The sequence below is a fragment of the Thermococcus aggregans genome, from assembly GCF_024022995.1.
Classification (GTDB): domain Archaea; phylum Methanobacteriota_B; class Thermococci; order Thermococcales; family Thermococcaceae; genus Thermococcus_A; species Thermococcus_A aggregans.
In genome coordinates this window covers 1,465,456-1,485,683 of sequence record NZ_CP099582.1, presented here as the reverse complement: position 1 = coordinate 1,485,683, position 20,228 = coordinate 1,465,456, and the positions used below count along the sequence as shown (strand labels likewise).

The 20,228-nt window shown below is 45.8% G+C and carries 17 protein-coding genes; all 17 read left to right on the top strand.

The features are described 5' to 3' along the window. The first annotated feature begins 106 nt into the window (after positions 1-106). The 17 genes from NF865_RS08080 to cas6 (NF865_RS08000) all read left to right on the top strand — a co-directional run bounded on the left by NF865_RS08080 (position 107) and on the right by cas6 (NF865_RS08000) (position 20,212). Positions 107-4,618 (top strand): adenosylcobalamin-dependent ribonucleoside-diphosphate reductase, encoded by a 4,512-nt coding sequence (locus NF865_RS08080; RefSeq protein WP_253304233.1) that lies wholly within the window; start codon positions 107-109, stop codon positions 4,616-4,618. A 151-nt stretch (positions 4,619-4,769) separates the two neighbouring features. Beyond that, the gene (gene cas6 / locus NF865_RS08075) at positions 4,770-5,543 is read left to right on the top strand and encodes a CRISPR-associated endoribonuclease Cas6 (protein WP_253304232.1); all 774 of its coding nucleotides are present in this window, start codon (positions 4,770-4,772) and stop codon (positions 5,541-5,543) included. 67 nt (positions 5,544-5,610) lie between these two features. Continuing rightward, positions 5,611-7,005 carry a type I-B CRISPR-associated protein Cas8b1/Cst1 gene (gene cas8a1 / locus NF865_RS08070; protein WP_436317672.1) on the top strand — a complete coding sequence of 465 codons (1,395 nt, stop codon included), beginning with the start codon at positions 5,611-5,613 and terminating at the stop codon, positions 7,003-7,005. Then, positions 7,002-8,090, top strand: a complete 1,089-nt coding sequence (gene cas7i / locus NF865_RS08065) for a type I-B CRISPR-associated protein Cas7/Cst2/DevR (protein ID WP_253304231.1) — start codon at positions 7,002-7,004, stop codon at positions 8,088-8,090. The genes cas8a1 and cas7i overlap by 4 nt, the downstream gene beginning before the upstream one ends. 4 nt (positions 8,091-8,094) lie before the next feature. After that, positions 8,095-8,712, top strand: coding sequence for a type I-B CRISPR-associated protein Cas5b (cas5b, locus tag NF865_RS08060; RefSeq protein WP_253304230.1), 618 nt, complete (start codon positions 8,095-8,097; stop codon positions 8,710-8,712). Then, positions 8,709-10,886, top strand: coding sequence for a CRISPR-associated helicase Cas3' (cas3, locus tag NF865_RS08055; protein WP_253304229.1), 2,178 nt, complete (start codon positions 8,709-8,711; stop codon positions 10,884-10,886). Before cas5b ends, cas3 (NF865_RS08055) begins: the two co-directional genes overlap by 4 nt. After that, complete coding sequence (gene cas4, locus NF865_RS08050) at positions 10,880-11,398, top strand: CRISPR-associated protein Cas4 (protein ID WP_253304228.1); 519 nt, start codon at positions 10,880-10,882, stop codon at positions 11,396-11,398. Before cas3 (NF865_RS08055) ends, cas4 begins: the two co-directional genes overlap by 7 nt. Positions 11,399-11,407: 9 nt before the next feature. Further along, positions 11,408-12,217: an MBL fold metallo-hydrolase gene (locus NF865_RS08045; RefSeq protein WP_253304227.1), complete on the top strand. Its 810-nt coding sequence runs from the start codon at positions 11,408-11,410 to the stop codon at positions 12,215-12,217. Between the two features lie 4 nt (positions 12,218-12,221). Further along, entirely contained in the window at positions 12,222-13,190 is a 969-nt protein-coding gene (gene cas1b / locus NF865_RS08040; RefSeq protein WP_253304226.1) for a type I-B CRISPR-associated endonuclease Cas1b, read from the top strand. Positions 13,191-13,399: 209 nt separating this feature from the next. Then, complete coding sequence (gene csa5, locus NF865_RS08035; RefSeq protein WP_253304225.1) at positions 13,400-13,735, top strand: type I-A CRISPR-associated protein Csa5; 336 nt, start codon at positions 13,400-13,402, stop codon at positions 13,733-13,735. After that, positions 13,735-14,679: a type I-A CRISPR-associated protein Cas7/Csa2 gene (cas7a, locus tag NF865_RS08030; RefSeq protein WP_253304224.1), complete on the top strand. Its 945-nt coding sequence runs from the start codon at positions 13,735-13,737 to the stop codon at positions 14,677-14,679. The genes csa5 and cas7a overlap by 1 nt, the downstream gene beginning before the upstream one ends. Positions 14,680-14,809: 130 nt before the next feature. After that, positions 14,810-15,415: a type I-A CRISPR-associated protein Cas5a gene (gene cas5a, locus NF865_RS08025; protein ID WP_253304223.1), complete on the top strand. Its 606-nt coding sequence runs from the start codon at positions 14,810-14,812 to the stop codon at positions 15,413-15,415. Then, on the top strand, positions 15,412-16,593 hold the full coding sequence (cas8a2, locus tag NF865_RS08020) for a type I-A CRISPR-associated protein Cas8a2/Csx9 (protein WP_253304222.1): 1,182 nt from the start codon (positions 15,412-15,414) through the stop codon (positions 16,591-16,593). The genes cas5a and cas8a2 overlap by 4 nt, the downstream gene beginning before the upstream one ends. Further along, entirely contained in the window at positions 16,590-18,149 is a 1,560-nt protein-coding gene (gene cas3 / locus NF865_RS08015) for a CRISPR-associated helicase Cas3' (RefSeq protein ID WP_253304221.1), read from the top strand. The genes cas8a2 and cas3 (NF865_RS08015) overlap by 4 nt, the downstream gene beginning before the upstream one ends. Then, positions 18,146-18,772 (top strand): CRISPR-associated endonuclease Cas3'', encoded by a 627-nt coding sequence (locus tag NF865_RS08010; RefSeq protein ID WP_253304220.1) that lies wholly within the window; start codon positions 18,146-18,148, stop codon positions 18,770-18,772. Before cas3 (NF865_RS08015) ends, NF865_RS08010 begins: the two co-directional genes overlap by 4 nt. Further along, the gene (gene csa3 / locus NF865_RS08005) at positions 18,772-19,437 is read left to right on the top strand and encodes a CRISPR-associated CARF protein Csa3 (RefSeq protein ID WP_253304219.1); all 666 of its coding nucleotides are present in this window, start codon (positions 18,772-18,774) and stop codon (positions 19,435-19,437) included. The genes NF865_RS08010 and csa3 overlap by 1 nt, the downstream gene beginning before the upstream one ends. Continuing rightward, positions 19,412-20,212, top strand: coding sequence for a CRISPR-associated endoribonuclease Cas6 (gene cas6, locus NF865_RS08000; RefSeq protein ID WP_253304218.1), 801 nt, complete (start codon positions 19,412-19,414; stop codon positions 20,210-20,212). The genes csa3 and cas6 (NF865_RS08000) overlap by 26 nt, the downstream gene beginning before the upstream one ends. Positions 20,213-20,228 lie beyond the last annotated feature (16 nt).

Sequence of the window (20,228 nt, the reverse complement as noted above, 5' to 3'; positions counted from 1 at the left end):
ATCTACACCGGGGCAAGATATATTTACCTCACTTGCTCATTACTCTCTACTGATACTTTTACTAAGGTATCATGGAACAACAAAATACTACGACAGGGGGGTTTATATGCCAGTTGAAAAAGTGATGAAAAGAGATGGCCGAATAGTTCCTTTCGATGAGAGCCGTATAAGATGGGCTATACAAAGGGCAATGTGGGAAGTTGGAGTTAGGGATGAGAATCTTCTCGATAAGATTGTTAAAGATGTCGTTGATAGAATTAATGAGCTTTACGAAGGGCAGATTCCCCACATAGAAAACATTCAGGATATAGTTGAGCTCGAATTAATGAGAAATGGCCTTTTTGAGGTTGCCAAAGCTTACATAATCTACAGAAAGAAGAAAGCCGAAATTAGGGAGGAGAAAAGAAAAATCCTGAATAAAGAAAAGCTCGATGAAATAGACAAGCGCTTTTCAATAAACGCTTTGAGAGTTTTGGCAAGCAGATACCTCATAAGGAACGAAGAAGGAAAGATCATCGAAAGCCCAAAACAGCTCTTTGAGAGGGTAGCTATTTTAGCAGCGATTCCGGACCTTCTTTATGACGAAAGAGTGTTCTCTAAAGACGGAAACTACACTCAGGACTTGAAGAGGGTTGAGTACTATCTGCAGAACTTTGAGAACTTTGACGGCGTTTACAGCATAGGCCGCTTTAAGCTTAACAAGTACCACTTCGAAAGAATGGTAAACCTCTACAAAGAGCTGGCAGAACAAGGGAAAATGAAAGTAAGCATCGACGAGTTCTTGAAGATGCTTGAGAACGGTGAGTTCGACAAATACGAAGAGGTTGTAGAGGAGTTCTTTAACTTAATGGTAAACCAAGTTTTTATGCCCAACACCCCCGCTTTAATAAACTCCGGAAGACCCTTGGGAATGCTTTCTGCGTGCTTTGTTGTTCCAATAGAAGATGACATGGAAAGCATAATGAAGGCTGCCCATGATGTAGCCATAATACAAAAAATGGGTGGTGGGTGCATAGACGGGAATGCTAGGATACTCTTCGAGAACGAAGGCGAGGAGCATCTAACAACGATGGCGGAAATGTACGAGCGCTACAAAACTCTCGGCGAATTTTACGACCCAGAATATCATCGCTGGGGAATAAATGTTGAAAAGGTTCCGATATACGTAAAATCATTTGATCCTGCAAAGAAGAGAGTCACCAGAGGGAAAGTCACCGTTATCTGGAGGTATGAGCTTGGTGAAGAAGTGACTAAGTATGAAATCAAGACTAACAAAGGCACTAAGATTCTAACATCCCCATGGCACCCGTTCTTTGTACTCACGCCCGAGTTTGATGTCATTGAAAAGAGAGCAGATGAGCTCAGGGAAGGGGATATTTTAGTTGGAGGAGTTCCGGATGAGGATACCCCTGAGTTCCTCTTTGATTACTGGCTTGCTGGATTTATAGCAGGCGATGGATGTTTTGATAAGTATCACTCGCATGTCAAGGGACACGAATACATCTACGACAGATTGAGGATATATGACTACAGGGCTGAAACCTTTGATATAATCAACAAGCATCTTGAGAAAACCTTTGGAAGGAGATATACCCTTCAGAAGGACAGGAACATTTACTACATTGACATAAAAGCCGGAAAAATAACCTCACACTACTTGGAACTCTTGGATGGGATAGACAATGGGATCCCACCAAAAATTCTCAAGAATGGTCGTGATGCCGTGTTATCATTTATAGCTGGGCTTTTTGATGCTGAGGGACACGTCAACAACAAACCGGGTATCGAACTTGGAATGACAAACAAAAAGCTGATAGATGCTATCACTCACTACTTAAACGCTCTTGGAGTAAAGGCTAGGATGAGAGAGAAACCTAGAAAAGACGGAGTTGATTATGTAGTTCACGTTGGGGAGTACTCTTCACTTCTCAGGTTCTATGAGCTCGTAGGAAAGCACCTTCGGAACAAGGAGAAGAGAGAGAAACTTGAAAATCTCATAAGCAAACATAAGGGAGGAACCTTTGGTCTTCCGCTCAGCTTTGAGGCGTTTAAGAAATGGGCATCAAAGCATGGCGTTGAGTTTAAAACGAACGGCAGTCAGACCCTAGCCATAATCAAAAACGAAAAAATATCTCTTGGCCAGTGGCACACCAGAGGAAGGGTTTCGAAAGCGACCCTCGTGAAAATGCTTAGAAAGCTCTACGACGCAACAGGAGCTGAAGATGTTAGGAAAATGCTCCACCTTGTCGAAGGTCTTGAGGTGGTTAGGGAAATAAGCACAACAAATGAGCCAAAGACCTTCTACGACCTTACCGTGGAAAAATACCAGAATTACCTTGCCGGTGAGAATGGAATGATTTTCGTCCACAACACGGGAATTAACTTCTCAAAGCTCCGTCCTGAGGGGGATTTAGTGGGAACGACAACGGGAGCAGCTTCGGGGCCAATTAGCTTCATGCACCTCATAGATGCTGTTAGCAATGTTATAAAACAAGGTGGAGTAAGAAGAGGAGCTAACATGGGCATCCTCGAAGTCTGGCACCCAGATATTGAAAAATTCATCCACGCAAAAGAGCAGAACGTTGGAACCAATGTTTTGAGCAACTTCAACATAAGTGTTGGTCTTTGGGAGGATTTCTGGGAGGCTCTCAGAGAAGGCAAGAAGTACCCCCTAATTAACCCAAGAACAGGAAAGAAAGTGAAGGAAGTTGATCCCAAGAGCCTTTTCGAAGAGCTGGCATACATGGCATGGGCAAAGGCTGATCCTGGTGTAGTCTTCTTTGATGTAATAAACAAGAGGAACGTTTTGGAGCCTGCTAAAGGCGAAAAGATAAGAGCAACCAACCCGTGTGTTGTTGGGGAGACCAAGATTTTGACCGAAGCTGGAGAAATGACAATTAAAGAGCTGTTTGAGCTTGCCAAGTCAAAGAGCGCCGAAACTCTCGACGTTCTTGATGAAGGAGCACTTGGAGAGGGAGGCGAACCAAGAGCATACCTGAGCCCAGTTAAAGTAATAGCATCAAACGGTGAAAAAGTCGAAGCATACGTTTGGAAGGTTGGATTCAAGCCAGCGATAAAAATTGTTCTCGAAGATGGAACGGAGCTCATAGGTGATGAAGAGCACGAAGTCAAGGTTAACGGAGAGTATGTACGGCTGAAGGATCTTCAAGTAGGAGCATGTGTTGAAGTTTATCCCGAGGGATGCAAGAAGGTCATACACATAGAGCCTGTTGGCAGTAAACTAGTTTACACACTGACTATGAAAAAAGTCCATGAATACATAGCAAACGGTATAGTCAGTAAGAACTGTGGAGAAGAGCCTCTCTACGACTACGAATCTTGTAATCTGGCCTCTATAAACCTCGCAAAGTTCGTAAAGTATGACGACAAAGGAAAGCCCTACTTTGACTGGGAGGAGTACGCCTATGTGATTCAAAAGGTAGCTAAGTATCTCGACAACACTATCGACGTCAACAAGTTCCCTCTTCCGGAGATCGACTACAATACGAAGCTCACAAGAAGAATAGGTGTCGGAATGATGGGCTTGGCAGATGCGCTCTTCAAGCTCGGTATACCATACAACAGCAAAGAGGGCTACGACTTCATGCGCAAAGCCACGGAATACCTAACGTTCTACGCCTATAAGTACAGTATAGAGGCTGCAAAGAAGAGAGGAACCTTCCCGCTCTACGAAAAGACAAAATACCCGGAGGGAGAGTTGCCTGTGGAAGGCTACTATCACAGGGAAATATGGAGTCTTCCGTGGGACGAGCTCGTTGAGGAAATCAAGAAACACGGCGTAAGGAACGCAATGGTCACTACCTGCCCGCCAACTGGAAGCGTTTCAATGATAGCTGACACTTCAAGCGGAATTGAGCCTGTGTTTGCTCTGGTTTACAAGAAGAGCGTTACCGTTGGAGAGTTCTACTACGTTGATCCCGTCTTCGAGGCAGAGCTTAAGAAGAGAGGTCTCTACAACGATGAGATCCTTCAGAAGATAAGCGATAACTATGGAAGCGTGCAGGGACTGGAGGAAATACCCGAGGAAATGCAGAGAGTTTTTGTAACCGCAATGGACATACACTGGCTTGACCATCTCCTTGCTCAGGCTAGTATTCAGCTCTGGCTTACGGATAGTGCAAGCAAGACAATAAATATGCCCAACGATGCAACGGTTGAGGACGTTAAAGCCGCTTACCTTTTGGCCCACGCGTTAGGATGTAAGGGAGTCACGGTTTACAGGGATGGGAGCTTAAGTGTTCAGGTTTATAGCGTAGAAGGAGAAAAGAAGAAAAGAGTGCCAGCGAAGCCGAGCGAATATGCCAAGAAGATACTAAGGGAAATAGTCGAGAGGGAACCCTGGCTCAAGAAGTTCATCGATGTTGAGGCAATAATAGATGGAACCAACGGAAAAGAAGTTCCAACGTTCTCCCTGAACCTTCCCAAGACAAAAAAACCTGCGAAGGAAGATGTTGAGGAGAGAAACTTAAAAGATCTTCTTGGAGTAGCCTACTGTCCGGTCTGCTACGAGAAAGATGGGGAACTTGTGGAGCTTAGGATGGAGAGTGGCTGTGCAACATGTCCCAAGTGCGGCTGGAGCAAGTGCGTGATCTCTTAGTTTTCTATTTTAAATTTGTTCCACGCTGTTTTAATGATATGAGAAGTTTCTCCGGATCGTTGTAGAGTTGCATTACAATTTGTTAAGTAATGCTTAAATACTTTGAGATAATAAATCAAACGATATCGAGAACCCATAATGGGGAGTATTGATGAGGTTCCTAATAAGATTAAGCGGGGAGAATTCAGAGTTTAAAGTCCCTTACAATCACCAGTACTACCTTCAAGGCCTCATCTACCATAGAATCCAAAAAATAAACCCCGAATTAAGCCTCTCCCTCCACAGGCCGAAAGTGCCAAAACTCTTCACATACTCGCTCTTCATGAGCGAGAAGCGAAAGACAATTCCAAGAGCAGAATACTTCCTCGGAAAAGGAAAGGGCTTCTTTTACTTCTCAACGCCCATACCAACTATTGCAGAAGCCTTCATCGGAGGCCTCCTCCAAGATCCAGAGGTAACGCTCTGGGGCGAAAAATTCTACGTGGAGGAAGTTAAAGCATTAGCAGAACCCTCCTCTTATGATGGGAGGACTTACTTGACCCTCTCGCCCATAGCGGTTACTACGTTAAAGCCCGAGCTCGGAAGGCTTAAACAGTACGACCTGAGCCCGATGGAGGAGAAATTTTACGAGAACTTAAAGGAGAATTTGAAGGAGAAGTACGTCTTGCTTTATGGGGAGAAGCCTCCCAATGAGTTTGAGGTTAAAGTGCTGAAGGCCAAGCCCAAGCGCTTTGAAGTCAAGCCCGGGATTTTTCAGAGGGCGTGGCACCTCGTGTTTAAGGCTTACGGGGATGAGAAGCTGATAAAAGTTGGTTATCAAGCGGGCTTTGGAGAGAAGAACTCACTAGGATTTGGGATGGTGAAGGTTGATAAACCTGAGAGAGGAGGTGGAAAGAATCGAAAAAGGGAAGGTAAAGCCTCTTGATGCGTTCCTTGAAAACCAACAAGAAGAAAAACATACCAACTCGCTTACAAAAAAGCTTACGGGTAAAGTGAAAGAACAGAACTCTCAGTTCTATTGGACGGGCCATCCCTTCGTGGATGCTGGTCTCGTTGCAGTGCTTTTAGTTGCTGGCAAGAGCTCCCCCGAAGAGCTTACTGAAGAAGATATAGGGAATGCGATAGAATTTGCCTCGAAGCTCTATGCTCGTAAGGAGTGGAGCTCTGGATATATTCACGCGATGATGCTACCAAACAGCGGAATCCTTATGGCTAACCCAAGTATGTCTAAAAAGAGATCCCCCAATGCAATAGCTCAAAACCTGAGGGCTCTTTTGGAGGAGCCTGAAGATCCTAATGCGCCAATCTGCGAAATCTGCGGAAGAAGGCATTCTCGTCCGAAAGCCGTTTACCGTTCAGACTTTCCATTAGTCGGCACCGGTGGCGTTCCAAATTACTTTCCCTCTGCCAAAGATGGCTTTAACGTCTGTTCCCATTGCTTATTCCTTGCTCAGTTCCTGCCCCTTGTAACTTACAAAGTTGGGAGAAGAGTTCTCGTGATTCACGCTTACCCCTACGAGCTTATGCTCGAACTTCACAAGGAGGCCATAAACGATGTTAGAAAAAGCTTCCTCGCTTCGACTGCACGGGACTTCAAGAGGCCGGAGAACTTTCTATTCCATCTCCTCGGAGAGTTAATGCGGAAGACAGAGCGCGACGAGCTATGGGCAAACGCCTCCATAGCCCTCTATTACTTTGTGAATAACAACCAAGGGCAGGAACTTGACATAATCCACGTTCCAACGCCGGTTCTTCGCTTTGTTGCTCACGCAAGCAAGAAAGATTCACAGGGGTGGAGGAGAATAGTCGCAATGGGTTGGCGTAAACGGCCGAGTGAGGAAGAATTTGAGAAATACGAGAAAAGCTATGCCAACGAGGTTTACGCTAGGCTTTTATCGGGAGAAAGCATCTTGCCATACTTCATTGACATGAAAGACCGCCGTGCGAACTCGAAATGGTCGCTCCTGTCTTTCTACTGTTCGGAGGTGTTGGGTTTGGATAAGGATGCTTTGGAGTTTATTAAAAACGTTGGTGATAAGATCGTTGAAACGCTGGAGAGGCTCCCTGACAACCAGCTTTCAAGGCGCGTCAGGGAACTGGAGAGGACTGAGAAGCTCTACCAGTTTGAGGCCTTCTTTGTGAACCTTGAAAAGCTCCGCCAAAGGCTCGGAATAGAGAAACCCCTTATGACCTTCGACGAGTTCGCGACGATTCTCACATCGTACGGTGAGGATTTAAACGTATCATGGAGGACAGTAAAGCACTTGCTTCTCTTTAGGGTCTACGAAAAGCTCCACGACCGCCTTATGAAGGCCTCTGAAGAGGCCGAAGAAGAAGTTGAAGAAAATGAAGAAGTTGAGATATTCGGAATGGGGGTGGAAGAATGAGATTTGCAACTGGAATGGTGTTGATTGACGCACCTCACTCTGCGTTAAACATGCTTGGAATTGATGAGAGCCTCGCCGATAGGAATGTAACGAGAGTTAAGACCCTCAAGAGAGGCGGAAGGCGCTATCCCTACGTCTCCCCACAGGCCTGGCGTTACTGGTGGCGCTTTACCCTTAAGGAACACTTCAACTGGGAACTTTCTCCGCTCTACCGCGAGCAGAAGCAGGTCTTTACTGCAGCAAATCCACTCAAGTATCCCGACGATGATGTCTTCGGTTATATGAGAGCCTTTAAGAAGAGTGGGATTAACGTTACGGTCACAAGAGTATCGCCCTTAAAGAACACACCATTAATCTCAATACTCCCGGATAGAAACTCATTAACCGTTGATGAAGGCTATGCCTCAAGGCATGAAGGAGACCCCGTTCCTTACAGCCAGGAGTTCTACTCAACAGTTTTCAAAGGAGCTTTTTCATTAGACCTCGACTCCGTTGGAAGGTTCACAATCATTGGCAAGGCAGGTTTCAAGAATTTACTCACGTGGGACGACGTGCCTAAAGATAAGAATGGCAACCCTAAGAAGGGTACAGAAGACGTGGTTAAGGAAATTGAAGAGATGGAAAAAATAGCAGAGGAACTCGGCGTTGAGAGAAATGACAAGGAGTGGCTAATGCCCTCTAAAATCAGAAAGAAGCGCGCCACTGAAGCGATTAAAGCACTCCGCTTCCTGACTGGTGGGGCTAAGCAGACCCAGTACCACACTGACGTAACTCCGAAGTTTGTCCTGCTCCTTAACATCGATGCAGGCATTAACCCGTTCATAAGCGACATCGTCTTCGAGGAAAGTGGCGAAATCCGCTTCGACGCTGAAGCCCTTGCGAAGAGGCTCACTGAGCTGAAGACAGTAATTCCTGAAGGTACAAAGCTTTATATAGGTTATGACGCTGGTTTTGTCCGCTCTCTTGGCTGGAACGTTGACGACATCGCTAAAACAGTGAAGAAAGAGGGTATTGAAGTCTTTACAGGCACCATTGGGGAAGTTATAGAGAAGTTTGCGGGGGAAATTGAGGCATACTACGGGTGAGCCCATGATAAGGGTCAAGCTGCGGGCGTGGACTGCCTCTTTCCGTTATCCGACTTTCCAGTCAGGTTATCAACCAACACTACCAGTCCCACCACCTTCAACAATTCAGGGACTCCTCTCAGCGGCAAAAGGCGAGCCCGTTTATCTGACCGAACTGCCCTACCTTGGATATGTATTCAAAAGTGAAGGTAAAGGCGTAGAGTTAGAGAAAATCTACGCCCTCGGGAAAGTTGAAACAGACATAATGAAGCGCGAATTCCTGTACAACGCCGAGCTCTACCTTTATCTCCCTGATGAGTGGGAAGAACACTTTAGACGACCTAAATACCAGCTCCTCCTTGGCCGTTCAAGCGACGTAGCGACAGTAGAGGAGATAAGAGAAGTTCATCTTGAAGAAAAGGAGGCACCTGTTGGGGGAACTGTCCTTCCCCTCGAACTTGGAGTCCCTGGCGTCGTTCATGCTCTTGTAGTCGAATATGATTACTCTGTAACCCCCAGAAAAGCCAGAATGGTTAGACCCTTTGTTGTCCTTCCGTTTTCGAAGGGCAGGGCACCTAAACTGAAGCTTCCCTACGATGAAGAACTAGGGGTCGGGGTCTACCTACACAGGTGGCACGAATGAGGGTCTGCTATGCAAAGTTCCTACCCCACGATTTCCTTGAGTGTCATACCAACGACGCTATAAATGTACTAAAGAGCATGAGGTCTGCATTTAAGTGGTTTGAGGAGTTTTTTCCGCGCGTCTGGGAACTTTCCTTTTATTCAGTTCTTCTTCACGACCTTGGCAAATGTGCGAGTGGGTTCCAGAAAAATCCTCAAAAGTGGGGTTACCGTCATGAAATACTTTCGACACCATTTACAGCCTTTTTAGACCTCCCCGAGAATGAAAGAAACCTCGTTGCCCTCTCAATCCTAACCCATCATAGAACCCTCGACGAGATTGAGGAAATTTTGCCAAGCAAGGAACATAGGGAGGAGTTCAACGAGAAGGTAGGAGAACTCCTCCAGAACCGTGATTACATCGAGGAGATTTTCTTCGAGCGAATCCCTTACTGGGAGCTATACTTCTTTGGAAGGCGAAAGGGAGTTTTCAAACCACCCGCTAATTGGACTGACCAAATTGGGAACTACGACTTCGATTCCCTGCTTAGCTGGTACGAAAAGAATACGAAAAAATATTGGAACGAGCTGATTTTTCTCCGCGGAATCCTTAATGCGTCAGACCACCTTGCCTCCGCAAGTGAGCTAGGTATTCGCCTTCTATCGGACATAAAGACAGCCGTGGAATTGAGGGTTTCACCTGAAAGATGGCGACCAATCCAAAGACAGGCAGGCGAAACGGAAGGCAACTTAATCCTCCGTGCTCCAACTGGCTACGGTAAGACAGAAGCTGCTCTTCTTTGGGCAAACAGGAATGCATTCAGAACTAAAAAAGGAGTATCCAGCAGGATATTTTACGTTCTCCCTTACAAAGCCAGCATAAACGCCATGCATTCTCGCCTTTTAGCGCTCTTCCGAGAGCCGGAACTCGTAGGTGTCCTACACAGCTCCTCGGGGTTCTACTTGTACTCATCTGAACTTGAATACAAACGCCTCTCTTCTCTCTACAGAAAGATTTACACGCCCCTTAAGGTTACCACACCGTTCCAGCTTATGAAACCATTTTTCGGCGTCGGATTCCCCGAAATGGGACTAACAGAGCTAACTGGTTCCCTCCTTATCTTTGACGAGATTCACGCCTACGAGCCGAATATCCTCGGAATAATCCTTGCAATGCTTGAACTACTGAGGGAGCGCAAGGTCAGAGCCCTAGTAATGAGCGCTACTCTTCCAGAGTTCCTTGAACAACTCCTGCGGGATGTTCTTAAGCCCAATCTACTCAGCACTCCACCCGAGGAAGCCGATCGCTTTACGAGGCACCGTGTGAATGTCATAGAGGGTTCAATGGACGACATAGAAGAGTTACTAACTGAAATCCACGCTGATGGCCCCATTTTGGTAGCTTGCAATACAGTATCGAGAGCTATGGATGTCTATTCACGCTTGCGTGAAGATTACAAAGCAATGCTCCTTCACAGTAGGTTCACATATGGAGATAGGGAAGAAAAGGAGAGGGAGCTTCTTGCCAACTTAAACGACTACGACATCGTTGTCGCCACACAGGTCGTTGAGGTTTCGCTTGACATAAGTTTCTCTACAATACTCACTGAACCTGCACCTCTGGATGCATTGATTCAGCGCTTTGGTAGAGTCAACAGACGGGGATTTGGAAAACCGCAAGACGTTTATGTTCTGACACATGGGAGCGACGGAGACAAGAGGATATATCCGATAGAAGTCGTAAAAGAGAGCATTAGACTCTTGAAAGAACTCGACGGAAAACCACTCCTTGAATCAACTGTCCCCAAGCTCGTTACCCATGCATATGAGCCATTATCCAGCAAGCTCACCGACGAAGTTCGGACTTACTACGAACAGGCCATTGACCTGTTTAAAGACTTGAGGCCACTAAAGAGTAATGAGAGCGAGAGGAGATTCTACGAGATGTTCCACGGTCTTGAAGCTGTTCCAGGGGCTTATCAGGACAGAGCTCTGGAGCTTATCAAACAAGGAATGTCAATTGAGGTTCATCGCTACTTCGTGCCCGTCCCTCTGTGGCTATATGCAAGTGAACACGAGGTTTTTCATAGGCTCTCTGACAGTGGGCCAGGAAAGTACGTGCTTGTAGCGGAGCTTGAATACAGCTCAGAGCTGGGCCTACAGAGGGAGCCTCGGAGTGGAGGGGAAATATGGTAAGTTCCAAGGAATACCCTCTCACAGACCTTCTTATCCGCGGCACAGAAATAAACTACCTCTTCATATGCCCCACGAAGCTCTGGTACTTCTCCCATGGACTTACAATGGAACAGGAAAGCGAATGGGTGGATTTAGGAAAATTCCTTCACGAAAGGAGCTACTTTGGAGAAGAAAAAGAAGTCCAGATAGGGAGCATAAAGATAGACTTCATCAAAAAAGGAGACATTATTGAAGTTCACGAGATCAAAAAGGGTAAATCAATGGAAAAAGCTCATGAAATGCAGGCCCTCTACTACCTCCACTACCTCAAAAAGCTTAGCATCAGGGCAAGGGCTGTCATCAACTACCCCAAGCTCAGAGAGACTAAAGAGATAACCTTGGAAGGCAGGGAAAGCGAAGTTGAAGAAGCCATAGGGAAAGTCGAGCAGATAAAATCTCTTCCTGCTCCACCAAAACCCGTAAAAACAAAGAAGTGCAAAAAATGTGCGTATTATGAGCTCTGTTGGGTTTGAGGTGGTGATATGAGAAAGCTTCCCCTACTCATTGCGGCAATCTTGGTGCTTGTCTTGGCCTTCATTCCTTTATTTAGACAACAAAATTCGATCAGGCAACAGGAAGAATATCCTGACAAAGACAAAATAATCATCGTCTATGACAACAAGGCATTGAGCGGCTTTAAAAGCGCATGGGGCTTCGCTGCCCTTGTGAAATTCAAAAACTACACGATTCTTTTTGACACCGGTGGCAATGGTGAAATCTTGCTGAACAACATGGAGAGGCTTAACATTAGCCCAAGCTCAATCCAGTATGTTTTTCTCTCTCACATTCATGGAGACCATACCGGTGGATTGTGGGCAATTTTAAGGGAAAATCCAAATGTGACGGTGTTTCTTCCGGCTACCTTCTCAGAAGCTTTTAAAGAGAGAGTCCGCAGCTTTGGAGCAAAAGCCGTTGAAATTAACAACCCAAGAGAAATTTTGGAAGGTATTTACACTACCGGGGTAATGTTTCCGGTAGGGGAGCAAGCTCTTGTTTTGAAGACTTCAAAAGGCTTGATCGTGGTAACTGGGTGCTCTCATCCTGGAATAGTCAAGATAGTGGAGAGAGCAGAGAATATAACAGGAGAAAATGCCTACTTAGTTGTTGGGGGCTTTCACCTATTTGGAGCACCAGAAAGAGAAGTTAGAGCAATAGCTACAAGCCTCAAAAAGTTAGGAGTTCGAAGGGTCATGCCCTGCCACTGTACTGGGAGCAGGGCAGAGCGCGTTTTTGCAGAGGAGTTTGGAACGAATTATGTGGAATGTGGTGTTGGAAAGAGTGTAAGCTGGTGATATTATGAGAAAGAAGTCCCTAACTTTATTTTCGGATGGGACTCTCACCAGAAGGGAAAACACTCTCTACTTTGAAAACGCCCAGGGCAAAAGACCTCTTGCCGTTGAAGGAATTTACGACATCTACATCTACGGCCATGTAAATATAAGCTCACAGGCTCTCCACTTTTTGGCTCAGAAAGGAATAGCTGTTCACTTCTTCAACCACTACGGCCACTACGATGGTAGCTTTTACCCAAAGGAAAGCCTCCATTCAGGGGATTTGGTTATAAAGCAGGCTGAGCACTATTTGAACAAAGAAAAGAGGCTCAAATTAGCAAAGCTGTTTGTAATTGGTGCAGCAAAAAACATGGAGCGAAATTTGGCAAGATTTGGTGTTAAACACAAGTTCTATGAGTTGCTGGAGGAGTTGGATGAATGCGAAAAAATTACAGATGTCATGAACGTTGAGGCGAGGATAAGGCAAGAGTACTATGCTTTATGGGATGAAGCCCTGCCAGACGGCTTCAAGATTGTAAAAAGGACCAGAAGACCACCTGAGAATGAAATGAACGCTTTGATAAGCTTCCTGAACTCAAGACTCTATGCCACAATAGTTAGTGAGCTCTACAACACCCAGCTAACCCCAACGGTAAGCTATCTCCATGAGCCGAGCGAAAGGAGGTTTTCTCTTGCTTTGGACTTAAGTGAGATCTTCAAGCCGATAATTGCCGACAGGATAGCGAACAGGCTTGTGAAGCAGGGAATAATAAAGAAGGAACACTTTAGAGAGGAGTTAAATGGTGTCCTGCTCACAAAGGAAGGGATGAAGATTGTTTTGAGGACTTATAATGAAGAGCTGAGTAAAAGCGTGAGACATCGTAAACTTGGGAGAAACGTCACAAAGCAGAGGCTGATACGTCTCGAAGCATACAAACTGATAAAGCACCTCATTGGGGTGAAGGAATATGAGCCTCTAGTGGCGTGGTTTTAATAAACGCAATGGGGTGGTGTTTCATATCCACGACTAATGTTCCCAAGGAAGAGTAAAACACCATTATTCAGGCTGTTTTCCTGAGTGGTTCACAGCTCTCTTTCAAGTGTTTTAATTTTTTGAAACATATGGCCTATCCGGATGAAACATTTAATCCGTGGCAAAGCTTATATATTCTAAATGCACACTTTGTTCTGAGGTGATTCCAGATGGACTTCCCTGAGATTGTAAACATGCTGAGGTTCTTCATAAGAACGGGGAACTTTGGCTATGTGGACAGAATAGGCAATGCTTTGACCTACGAACCTGTGGAAATGGCCATCCTTGAAGCACTCAGAGCCTTTCGCTCGATACACGAGAGCGCTAAGACCGATGAGAATTATGGAAAGTATATCGAAAAGGACGGAAAGAAAATATATCTCCCGAGAATACCCAGTGAGGAAGAGATTAGAACATTTCTCAATGCCGTGAGGAAAGATATGAGTGTTGCCAAGCGCGTTGCCACGCTAGCGCTTGCCTTTCCATCCAAAGGGGGTGAGGAATGATGTTTTTAAGCGTTGGAGTTAGATTTGAGGCAAATGTAGAGGCCTTAAACATGGTTGAGACCGCAGGAAATTACACCAAGCACCGTAGGGTTCCCTACCTAGTCGAAGAGGATGGGAAGCTGAAGACCGTCTACGTTCCAGCCATAAGCGGCGAAAGCTTAGCACATGCCTACCAGTGGAGTCTAGTCAAGGAAGCACTTGGTATGAACCTTCCGGTATGTGAGGACTGCGCAAAGGGAGAGTTCTTTAAGTCAATGAACAAAGCACACCTCAAAAAGAAGATTGACCCAATACCAGATGATTCCAAGAAAATCGAAGCTACAATCATAAAGAGCTGTGTCATTGAAGATGTTGGTGGATTTCTCTACGCTGAAAAGCCTCCAGTCAGAAGAAGTTCAGCGTTTCAGGTGAGTTATGCCCTGCCAATAAAATCCATGGCACTCTTTGCTACAGCTGAGCCCCAACTCCATGCAAGGCACGCACAGATGGATGCCAAGGGCAAGAAGGGCAACGTCTCTGAGCAGATGATATACTACGTGGAAACAGGAACCGCCCTGTACGGTTTCACTTTCAACCTTGACCTCGATGCTATAGGCGTTAGCTCTCTCGGTGCTGGTCCAATCGTCCCAGAGGAGGAGATAAGGGCAAGAAGGGAAGCATCGCTAAAGGCTCTGTTCAGAATGCTCTCCTCGGCACAGTTCGGAGCAAAACTCTCGCGCTTCTTCCCTGTAGGTGGAATTACAGAGCTTACCGTTGTGGTGACGGAGCACCCCTTCGTGGTGACTTCACCAATCTATGACAGCTACATAGAGAGAACCAAGAAGAGGCTTGAAGTCATAAAGGAAGCCTTCAGGGAGGAGTACTTCTTCGACTCCACGAATGAGGTTCCTGAAGAGGTCCTCAGGAAGGCTATTGAGTACCTCAAAGAAAAAGGCTATGTCTGAGGTGATTTCTTTGATTTCCTTTTTAAAGGTGGAGGTGAGGCCCGCTGGAATAATAGCGCTCCGTTCACTCCCTCAGAGCAAGATGCGCAACGCCTTCCGCTATCCGCCGCCAAGTACGCTGATTGGAGCATTGGCGTATCCGTTGCTCCACATAGCTGGAGACAGAACGGAAACGCTCGAACCGAAGAGAAATGCACGTAGCTCTGCTGACAGGATAAGACCTCTCATAGAGTGGACAACGCTGAAAGTTTCTGGAAAGCCAAGGGTCTACGGCTCGATACTGAAGATAAACCGTCTTCACAGGGGAAGCGTTGAAAGTGCTGTAACCTCGTTTCCGATGGCGGTGATGTATGGTGAAAGCGACTACACCTTAACGTTGCTCTATCTCCTTAACGATGACCTCATCAGGGCATCGGAATTCTCAGTGAAGGACTTCGAGAGAGCCGCATGGGGGATAAGCAGGATCGGTTCGAGGGAGTCTGTAATCAGTGTTGAGAGCGTCGAGCTGGGAAAGGGCAGAATCATGGAGAAAGAGATAGCAGAAACGGCCTACGCCTTTCCTTTGACTGGTAAGAAGGTTCAAGGAAATGGTGTTGTTCAGGGTGTCATAGACTGGAAGGAAGGCATAGGGAACTACTCAAAGGCAAGAATCATGGTGATGTTCTATCCCGAAGGCAAGGTTAAGGTCGAAGGAAGGCTTAGGGTGATAGATGTAGGGGAGGAGGTGGTGCTATGATTCTCAAAGTGATTAAGGAGTTTCCTTTAAGCGGTCTCAGCAGGGAGCTTGCTCTGCTTGGACTGGGTTGGGTAGTTGACCAAGTAGGGACTGAGGTTTCGAATGAAGACTTTGCTCTTGCACTGGAAAACGCTATGGAGACCCTGAGCAATAGAGCTACAGTGAACTCCTCCAAGATGGGACGCAACGACAGAGCATCTTACGAGAAGGTTCTCAGAGCTTGGTTTGGACGTTCGGCGCCGAACACTTACACAGAGTTCTTCGGTATAGTAGTCGAGGAGACTGTGAAGCTTATTAAAGCAGGAAAGCTCGACGTCGAGAAAGCCTTAACATTCTTCTCCGTGGACAAAAAAGGCATTAACCTTGGTGTTCCCTTCAATGGAACCTACGCCATAATGCCAGCCGTTGTAAAGCAGCCGGAGTTCTACGAGTTTCAGACTGAATTTTTGAAGCCAACAGCGGGAACTAGGGCAATGGTGAACCTCGACCCAGTTTGGCTCTCGCTGATAGCGGTCGGCTTCCTCACGGCCTTCGCAGGCTACATTGGCAGGAGATACTACCTGATGACAAAGCCCGGAATGGAGACCCTTTTCCCTGACGTAGGCAATGTTCTTGATGGAGTTCTCCTCTTAACTGATGCCAACATGAAGTCTGGGGCAAGAATAGACTCAGAGGAGCTTTATGAACTCCGCCTGACAATGAAGCTCGCCGAGGAAGGAAAGAGCGTCTCTGAAGAGACTTATCCCCTGACCCTACATCTGATAAGCCTTGAAGGCAATGTCTACACCGAGCTTAAAACAGTGCAACTCGACCTCAGAGAGCTTCAAGGATACCTGAGTAAATATGTGAAAAAAGTTGAGAACCTATCAATCAGGGGTATAAACATAATGGTGGAAACCGATGACGGCAACTTCTATCCTCTGTGGGTTCTCGTTGACATAGCAGAAACAGAGCTTAGGAAGGGTGTTTCAGGTGACAACCAGATGCTAGCATACATTTTCGTGAAGGATTTGTACAGGGCTATAAACTCCGGTAACAGGGAACTCCTACAAGACTCAATTTTCAGACTCTTCAGGCAGGGAAGGGCGCTGATAGAGGGAAGCGCAAAAGCCAGTGGATTGCTTGTAAAGACGCTGAGAGCTTTTATGAGCGAAGCACACATGGAGGCTTTGCTATGATATCTGCATATAAAGAAGTTGTGAAAAAGCTCGCAGAGCTAAAAGACTTCAAACCTGAGCCGAGACCACTCATAGAGGAAGTCATTAAAGCCTTAGATTCCTCGGAGCTTCCTTTTTTCCTTGTAAGGGCTCCAACAGGCTATGGGAAAACCACGATAAGCTACACCTTAGCTCTCCACTCCCTTAGAGATGCCTCCCTCTACGACCGCGTCGTCCACGTCCTGCCCATGCGTGCCATCGTTGAGGACATTGATATGACTGCCAAAGAAGCACTTGGGTTTTCAAAGACAAAGATGATGGGCTCAAGCGAGGAGTTCATGCACCTCTTTCCGCTCAATGTAACCACAGCTGACACGTTTACATGGGATATTCTCAAGCTGAACACCAAGCGCTACAGCCTGATAAAAGCTGGGAAGGAGTTCGGCTATGATTACCTTACCCAAGCGTCGATTCTCACCTCTATCGTTATCTTTGATGAGGCACATTTTCTCCTTGAAGACAGGCGAATGAAGGAGGTTTTTCTAGCTGTTTTGAGGTTTCTCACAAAGGAGAAAGTCCCGATAATACTTATGACAGCAACCCTCTCTAACGGCTACAGGGAGCTCTTCCAAGAATACGCTAGGAATAGTGGCTATGACTTTGATGTTTTTGAGCTCAATGAAAACGACCCTTTCGCAAGGAGAGAGCTTTCCAAGGAGTTTGAAATTTCAATAGAGACTGGAAATCCACTTGACTTCGTGGGACGTGGAAGGAGGAATCTGATCATAGTGAATACCGTGAGGAGAGCTGTGCAGATATACAAGAATGCTAAGAGCTTGAGATTTGGAAATATCATGCTGATTCATGGCAGAATGACCGCAGAGCACAAAAGGCAGCTCATAGAGAGGCTCAGAAAGTGGAAGAACGAGGAGAAGTTTTTGATAATAGCGACGCAAGTTGTAGAGGCTGGTGTGGATGTCTCAGCTGACGTTATGATAACTGACGCAGCTCCAATGAATTCACTCCTCCAGCGCTTCGGTAGGGTTGCAAGATATGAAGAGGGCAAGGGAAAAATTGTGGTAATCAGAGATGCTGATGGACCGTATGATGTAGAGAAAGTTCAGAAAACAATATCACTCCTCGACAAAGCAGAAAACTTCCATCCCCGCCTGCCATGGACGTATCAGGAGATAGTCGATGCCGTTCACGGCAGGAAAAAAGTTGAGGTTCTTAAAGTAAACAGAGCATTTATTGGAACCTTAGTTTCCAAGCTTACCAACCCGGCAGAGCGCTCCATTCATGTACTAAAATGGATTGAGGTGCGGATAAGGAGAGGTGAGCCTCTGCTAAGAGACTTCCTGATTCCTGTTGAGGTTGGGAATGATGTTGTCCTTGTAAGCCCAGAATTTCTGTGGAAGCTGTGGAAGAACGGAGAGGTTAAGGTTTTGAGAGAGAATGTTCCTTGGATTCCTGCGAACAAAAACGACACCTACGAACTCGCCAAGTACGTTGCTCTTGGGAAGCCTGTTAAAGTTGTTCTCAAGAGGGAATATGACTGGGAGTGTGGGCTGGCATGACGTGCTGTGCGTTTTTTGACAAAGAAACAGGTGAGTGCATTGAGACCATGGAGGAGCACATAATGACGGGGCTTGAACTCATTGAAAAGAGGTATATAGCGAGGAACTATGGAGCATTCCTTGGAAAACTTCTTGGTCTTCAGAAGGAAAAGGCTGATGAGTTGCTTCGCTTAGCTTACATTTTCCACGACGTTGGAAAGGGACTGGGAGAGTTTCAAAAAAGGAAGCAAGGATTCAAGTATCACGAGTACTACTCTGCCCTCATAGCTAGAGAGATACTGAAAGATTGGGGCAAAGCAGGAATTGTGGCATCTACAGCGATACTTCTCCACCACCATGATTGGATACGAGACGGCATTCCTCAGAAAAAACGCCTAAAGCTATGTCCAGAATGTAGAAAATTATTCAAAAAACTAACCGGCTTAGAAGTTCCAGAAACAATCTCTGCCACAAGCACTGAAGAGCTCACCGAGACGTTTAGGAATAAATTGAGATCTGTCTACGCAATTCTACTTCCTGTAGTCGTAGCAGATAACTTTTCGGCTTCAAAAAACCGTTTAGGAAAAGGAACTTATCTCGGAAAGGAAATTTTAGAGTCATCTAAGCTTTATGGGGTGGTTTAATGCTCGTGGTCTTTCCACTCGGCTTTGATGAGAAATTCATAGTAAGGGCTCTGATAAGAAACAAGCTAAAAAAGGAAGACAAGCTGCTCGCGGTATTGCCCGAGGGTTATGAAAAAGAAGAAAGAACAATAACTGCCCTTAAAAACCTCCGAGGGCTTCTAAAAAGCCTCACTTCAGAAGACAGTATCACCATCGTTGAGGTTCCCTTAGGAAGTGGTGAGGATATGGTGCTAACGATAAGGGAAGAAGTGTTGAGGCACATTACACCCGACAGAGAGATTCTTGCCGTTCTTTCTGGAGGCATGAGAGCTCTAACAGTTACAACGCTAGCAGCACTTTCCTCTCTTCAAGATGTTTCAGTAAGGGTGGAGAGTGACTTCGAAAATCTGGCTGGCTTTATTTCTTTTGACTTAACACCGATTTTAGCACCTGCTGACATCAGGTGGGTCAGAATTCTCTGCGCCCTCTACAAAGGTAAGAGCGTCAGAAAGACTGCCGAAGAGATAGGTATGTCTCCTGCAACTGTGAGCAGGGAACTTCAAAGAATGATGAGCTACAACCTTGTTCATCCGGTGAGAGCGATTACTCAGGTTGTCAGATATGAAATAACAGAAGGAGGACTGTTCTACCTTAAGCTCTATGGAGGTGATTGCACTGAGGTTTAAGCTGATTCTTGCCTGTGATAGATCCTTCATTCTTCCCTTCAATTACCCTCGATCGCTCTACGGCTTTGCACTTAAGGCGATAGAGACGTCAGATTTACACATCGCATGGAGGGTGCACAATGTCAAAAAGGATATTAAGTTCGTTCTTTCTGAGCCAAGGGCTGTTGGAAAGAGGGGCAGAGACTGGACCGTAACGAACAGAGGAATCCTCGTGAATTCCAAAAAGTTCAAGCTATACTTCTCTACTGCCGAATTAGCAATAGCAAATGCTTTTGCTGAGGGAATAAGTCAGCTTGAGGAAGTGAAGTTGTTTGGCGTGTCCTTTTGTGTCGAAGAAATTAAGCTCCTAAAAGAACCGAATTCTCTCTCAGGAAAGCCTCTTAAGACACTCTCGCCGATAAGTATTATAGACAACAATCCTCCGAACGGAAAACATCAGTGGGATGTTTCCCCCTTTCAGAGCAAAAACAGTCCTTACAAGAACGAGCCACTCGTGTGGAAACACTTGCTCTTCGAAAATCTGCGCTCTAAGTATCTAATGCTACATGGAGAAACATATGAAGGAAGCTTCGATATTGAAATCCTAGACAAACCAAGACTAAAAGAGAAAAGGTTAATAGCAGATAGAGACAAGAAAACAGGAAAACCAATATGGGCAATAGCATGGCATCTTGGATTGAAGCTCTATGGAGATGAGGATCTCCTAAATGTTGGGTACCAATTGGGCGTTGGGGTTAGGAATACACACGGATTTGGAATGATTGAGCTACAATAAGACTTCAAAAGAATTG

Coding starts and splice junctions, on each gene's coding strand:
- csa3 (WP_253304219.1), top strand. CDS start 18,772: ATGCTCGTGGTCTTTCCACTCGGCTTTGATGAGAAATTCATAGTAAGG.
- cas3 (WP_253304221.1), top strand. CDS start 16,590: ATGATATCTGCATATAAAGAAGTTGTGAAAAAGCTCGCAGAGCTAAAA.
- NF865_RS08080 (WP_253304233.1), top strand. CDS start 107: ATGCCAGTTGAAAAAGTGATGAAAAGAGATGGCCGAATAGTTCCTTTC.
- cas4 (WP_253304228.1), top strand. CDS start 10,880: ATGGTAAGTTCCAAGGAATACCCTCTCACAGACCTTCTTATCCGCGGC.
- NF865_RS08010 (WP_253304220.1), top strand. CDS start 18,146: ATGACGTGCTGTGCGTTTTTTGACAAAGAAACAGGTGAGTGCATTGAG.
- cas3 (WP_253304229.1), top strand. CDS start 8,709: ATGAGGGTCTGCTATGCAAAGTTCCTACCCCACGATTTCCTTGAGTGT.
- cas5b (WP_253304230.1), top strand. CDS start 8,095: ATGATAAGGGTCAAGCTGCGGGCGTGGACTGCCTCTTTCCGTTATCCG.
- cas6 (WP_253304232.1), top strand. CDS start 4,770: ATGAGGTTCCTAATAAGATTAAGCGGGGAGAATTCAGAGTTTAAAGTC.
- cas8a2 (WP_253304222.1), top strand. CDS start 15,412: ATGATTCTCAAAGTGATTAAGGAGTTTCCTTTAAGCGGTCTCAGCAGG.
- cas6 (WP_253304218.1), top strand. CDS start 19,412: ATGGAGGTGATTGCACTGAGGTTTAAGCTGATTCTTGCCTGTGATAGA.
- csa5 (WP_253304225.1), top strand. CDS start 13,400: ATGGACTTCCCTGAGATTGTAAACATGCTGAGGTTCTTCATAAGAACG.
- cas7a (WP_253304224.1), top strand. CDS start 13,735: ATGTTTTTAAGCGTTGGAGTTAGATTTGAGGCAAATGTAGAGGCCTTA.
- cas7i (WP_253304231.1), top strand. CDS start 7,002: ATGAGATTTGCAACTGGAATGGTGTTGATTGACGCACCTCACTCTGCG.
- NF865_RS08045 (WP_253304227.1), top strand. CDS start 11,408: ATGAGAAAGCTTCCCCTACTCATTGCGGCAATCTTGGTGCTTGTCTTG.
- cas1b (WP_253304226.1), top strand. CDS start 12,222: ATGAGAAAGAAGTCCCTAACTTTATTTTCGGATGGGACTCTCACCAGA.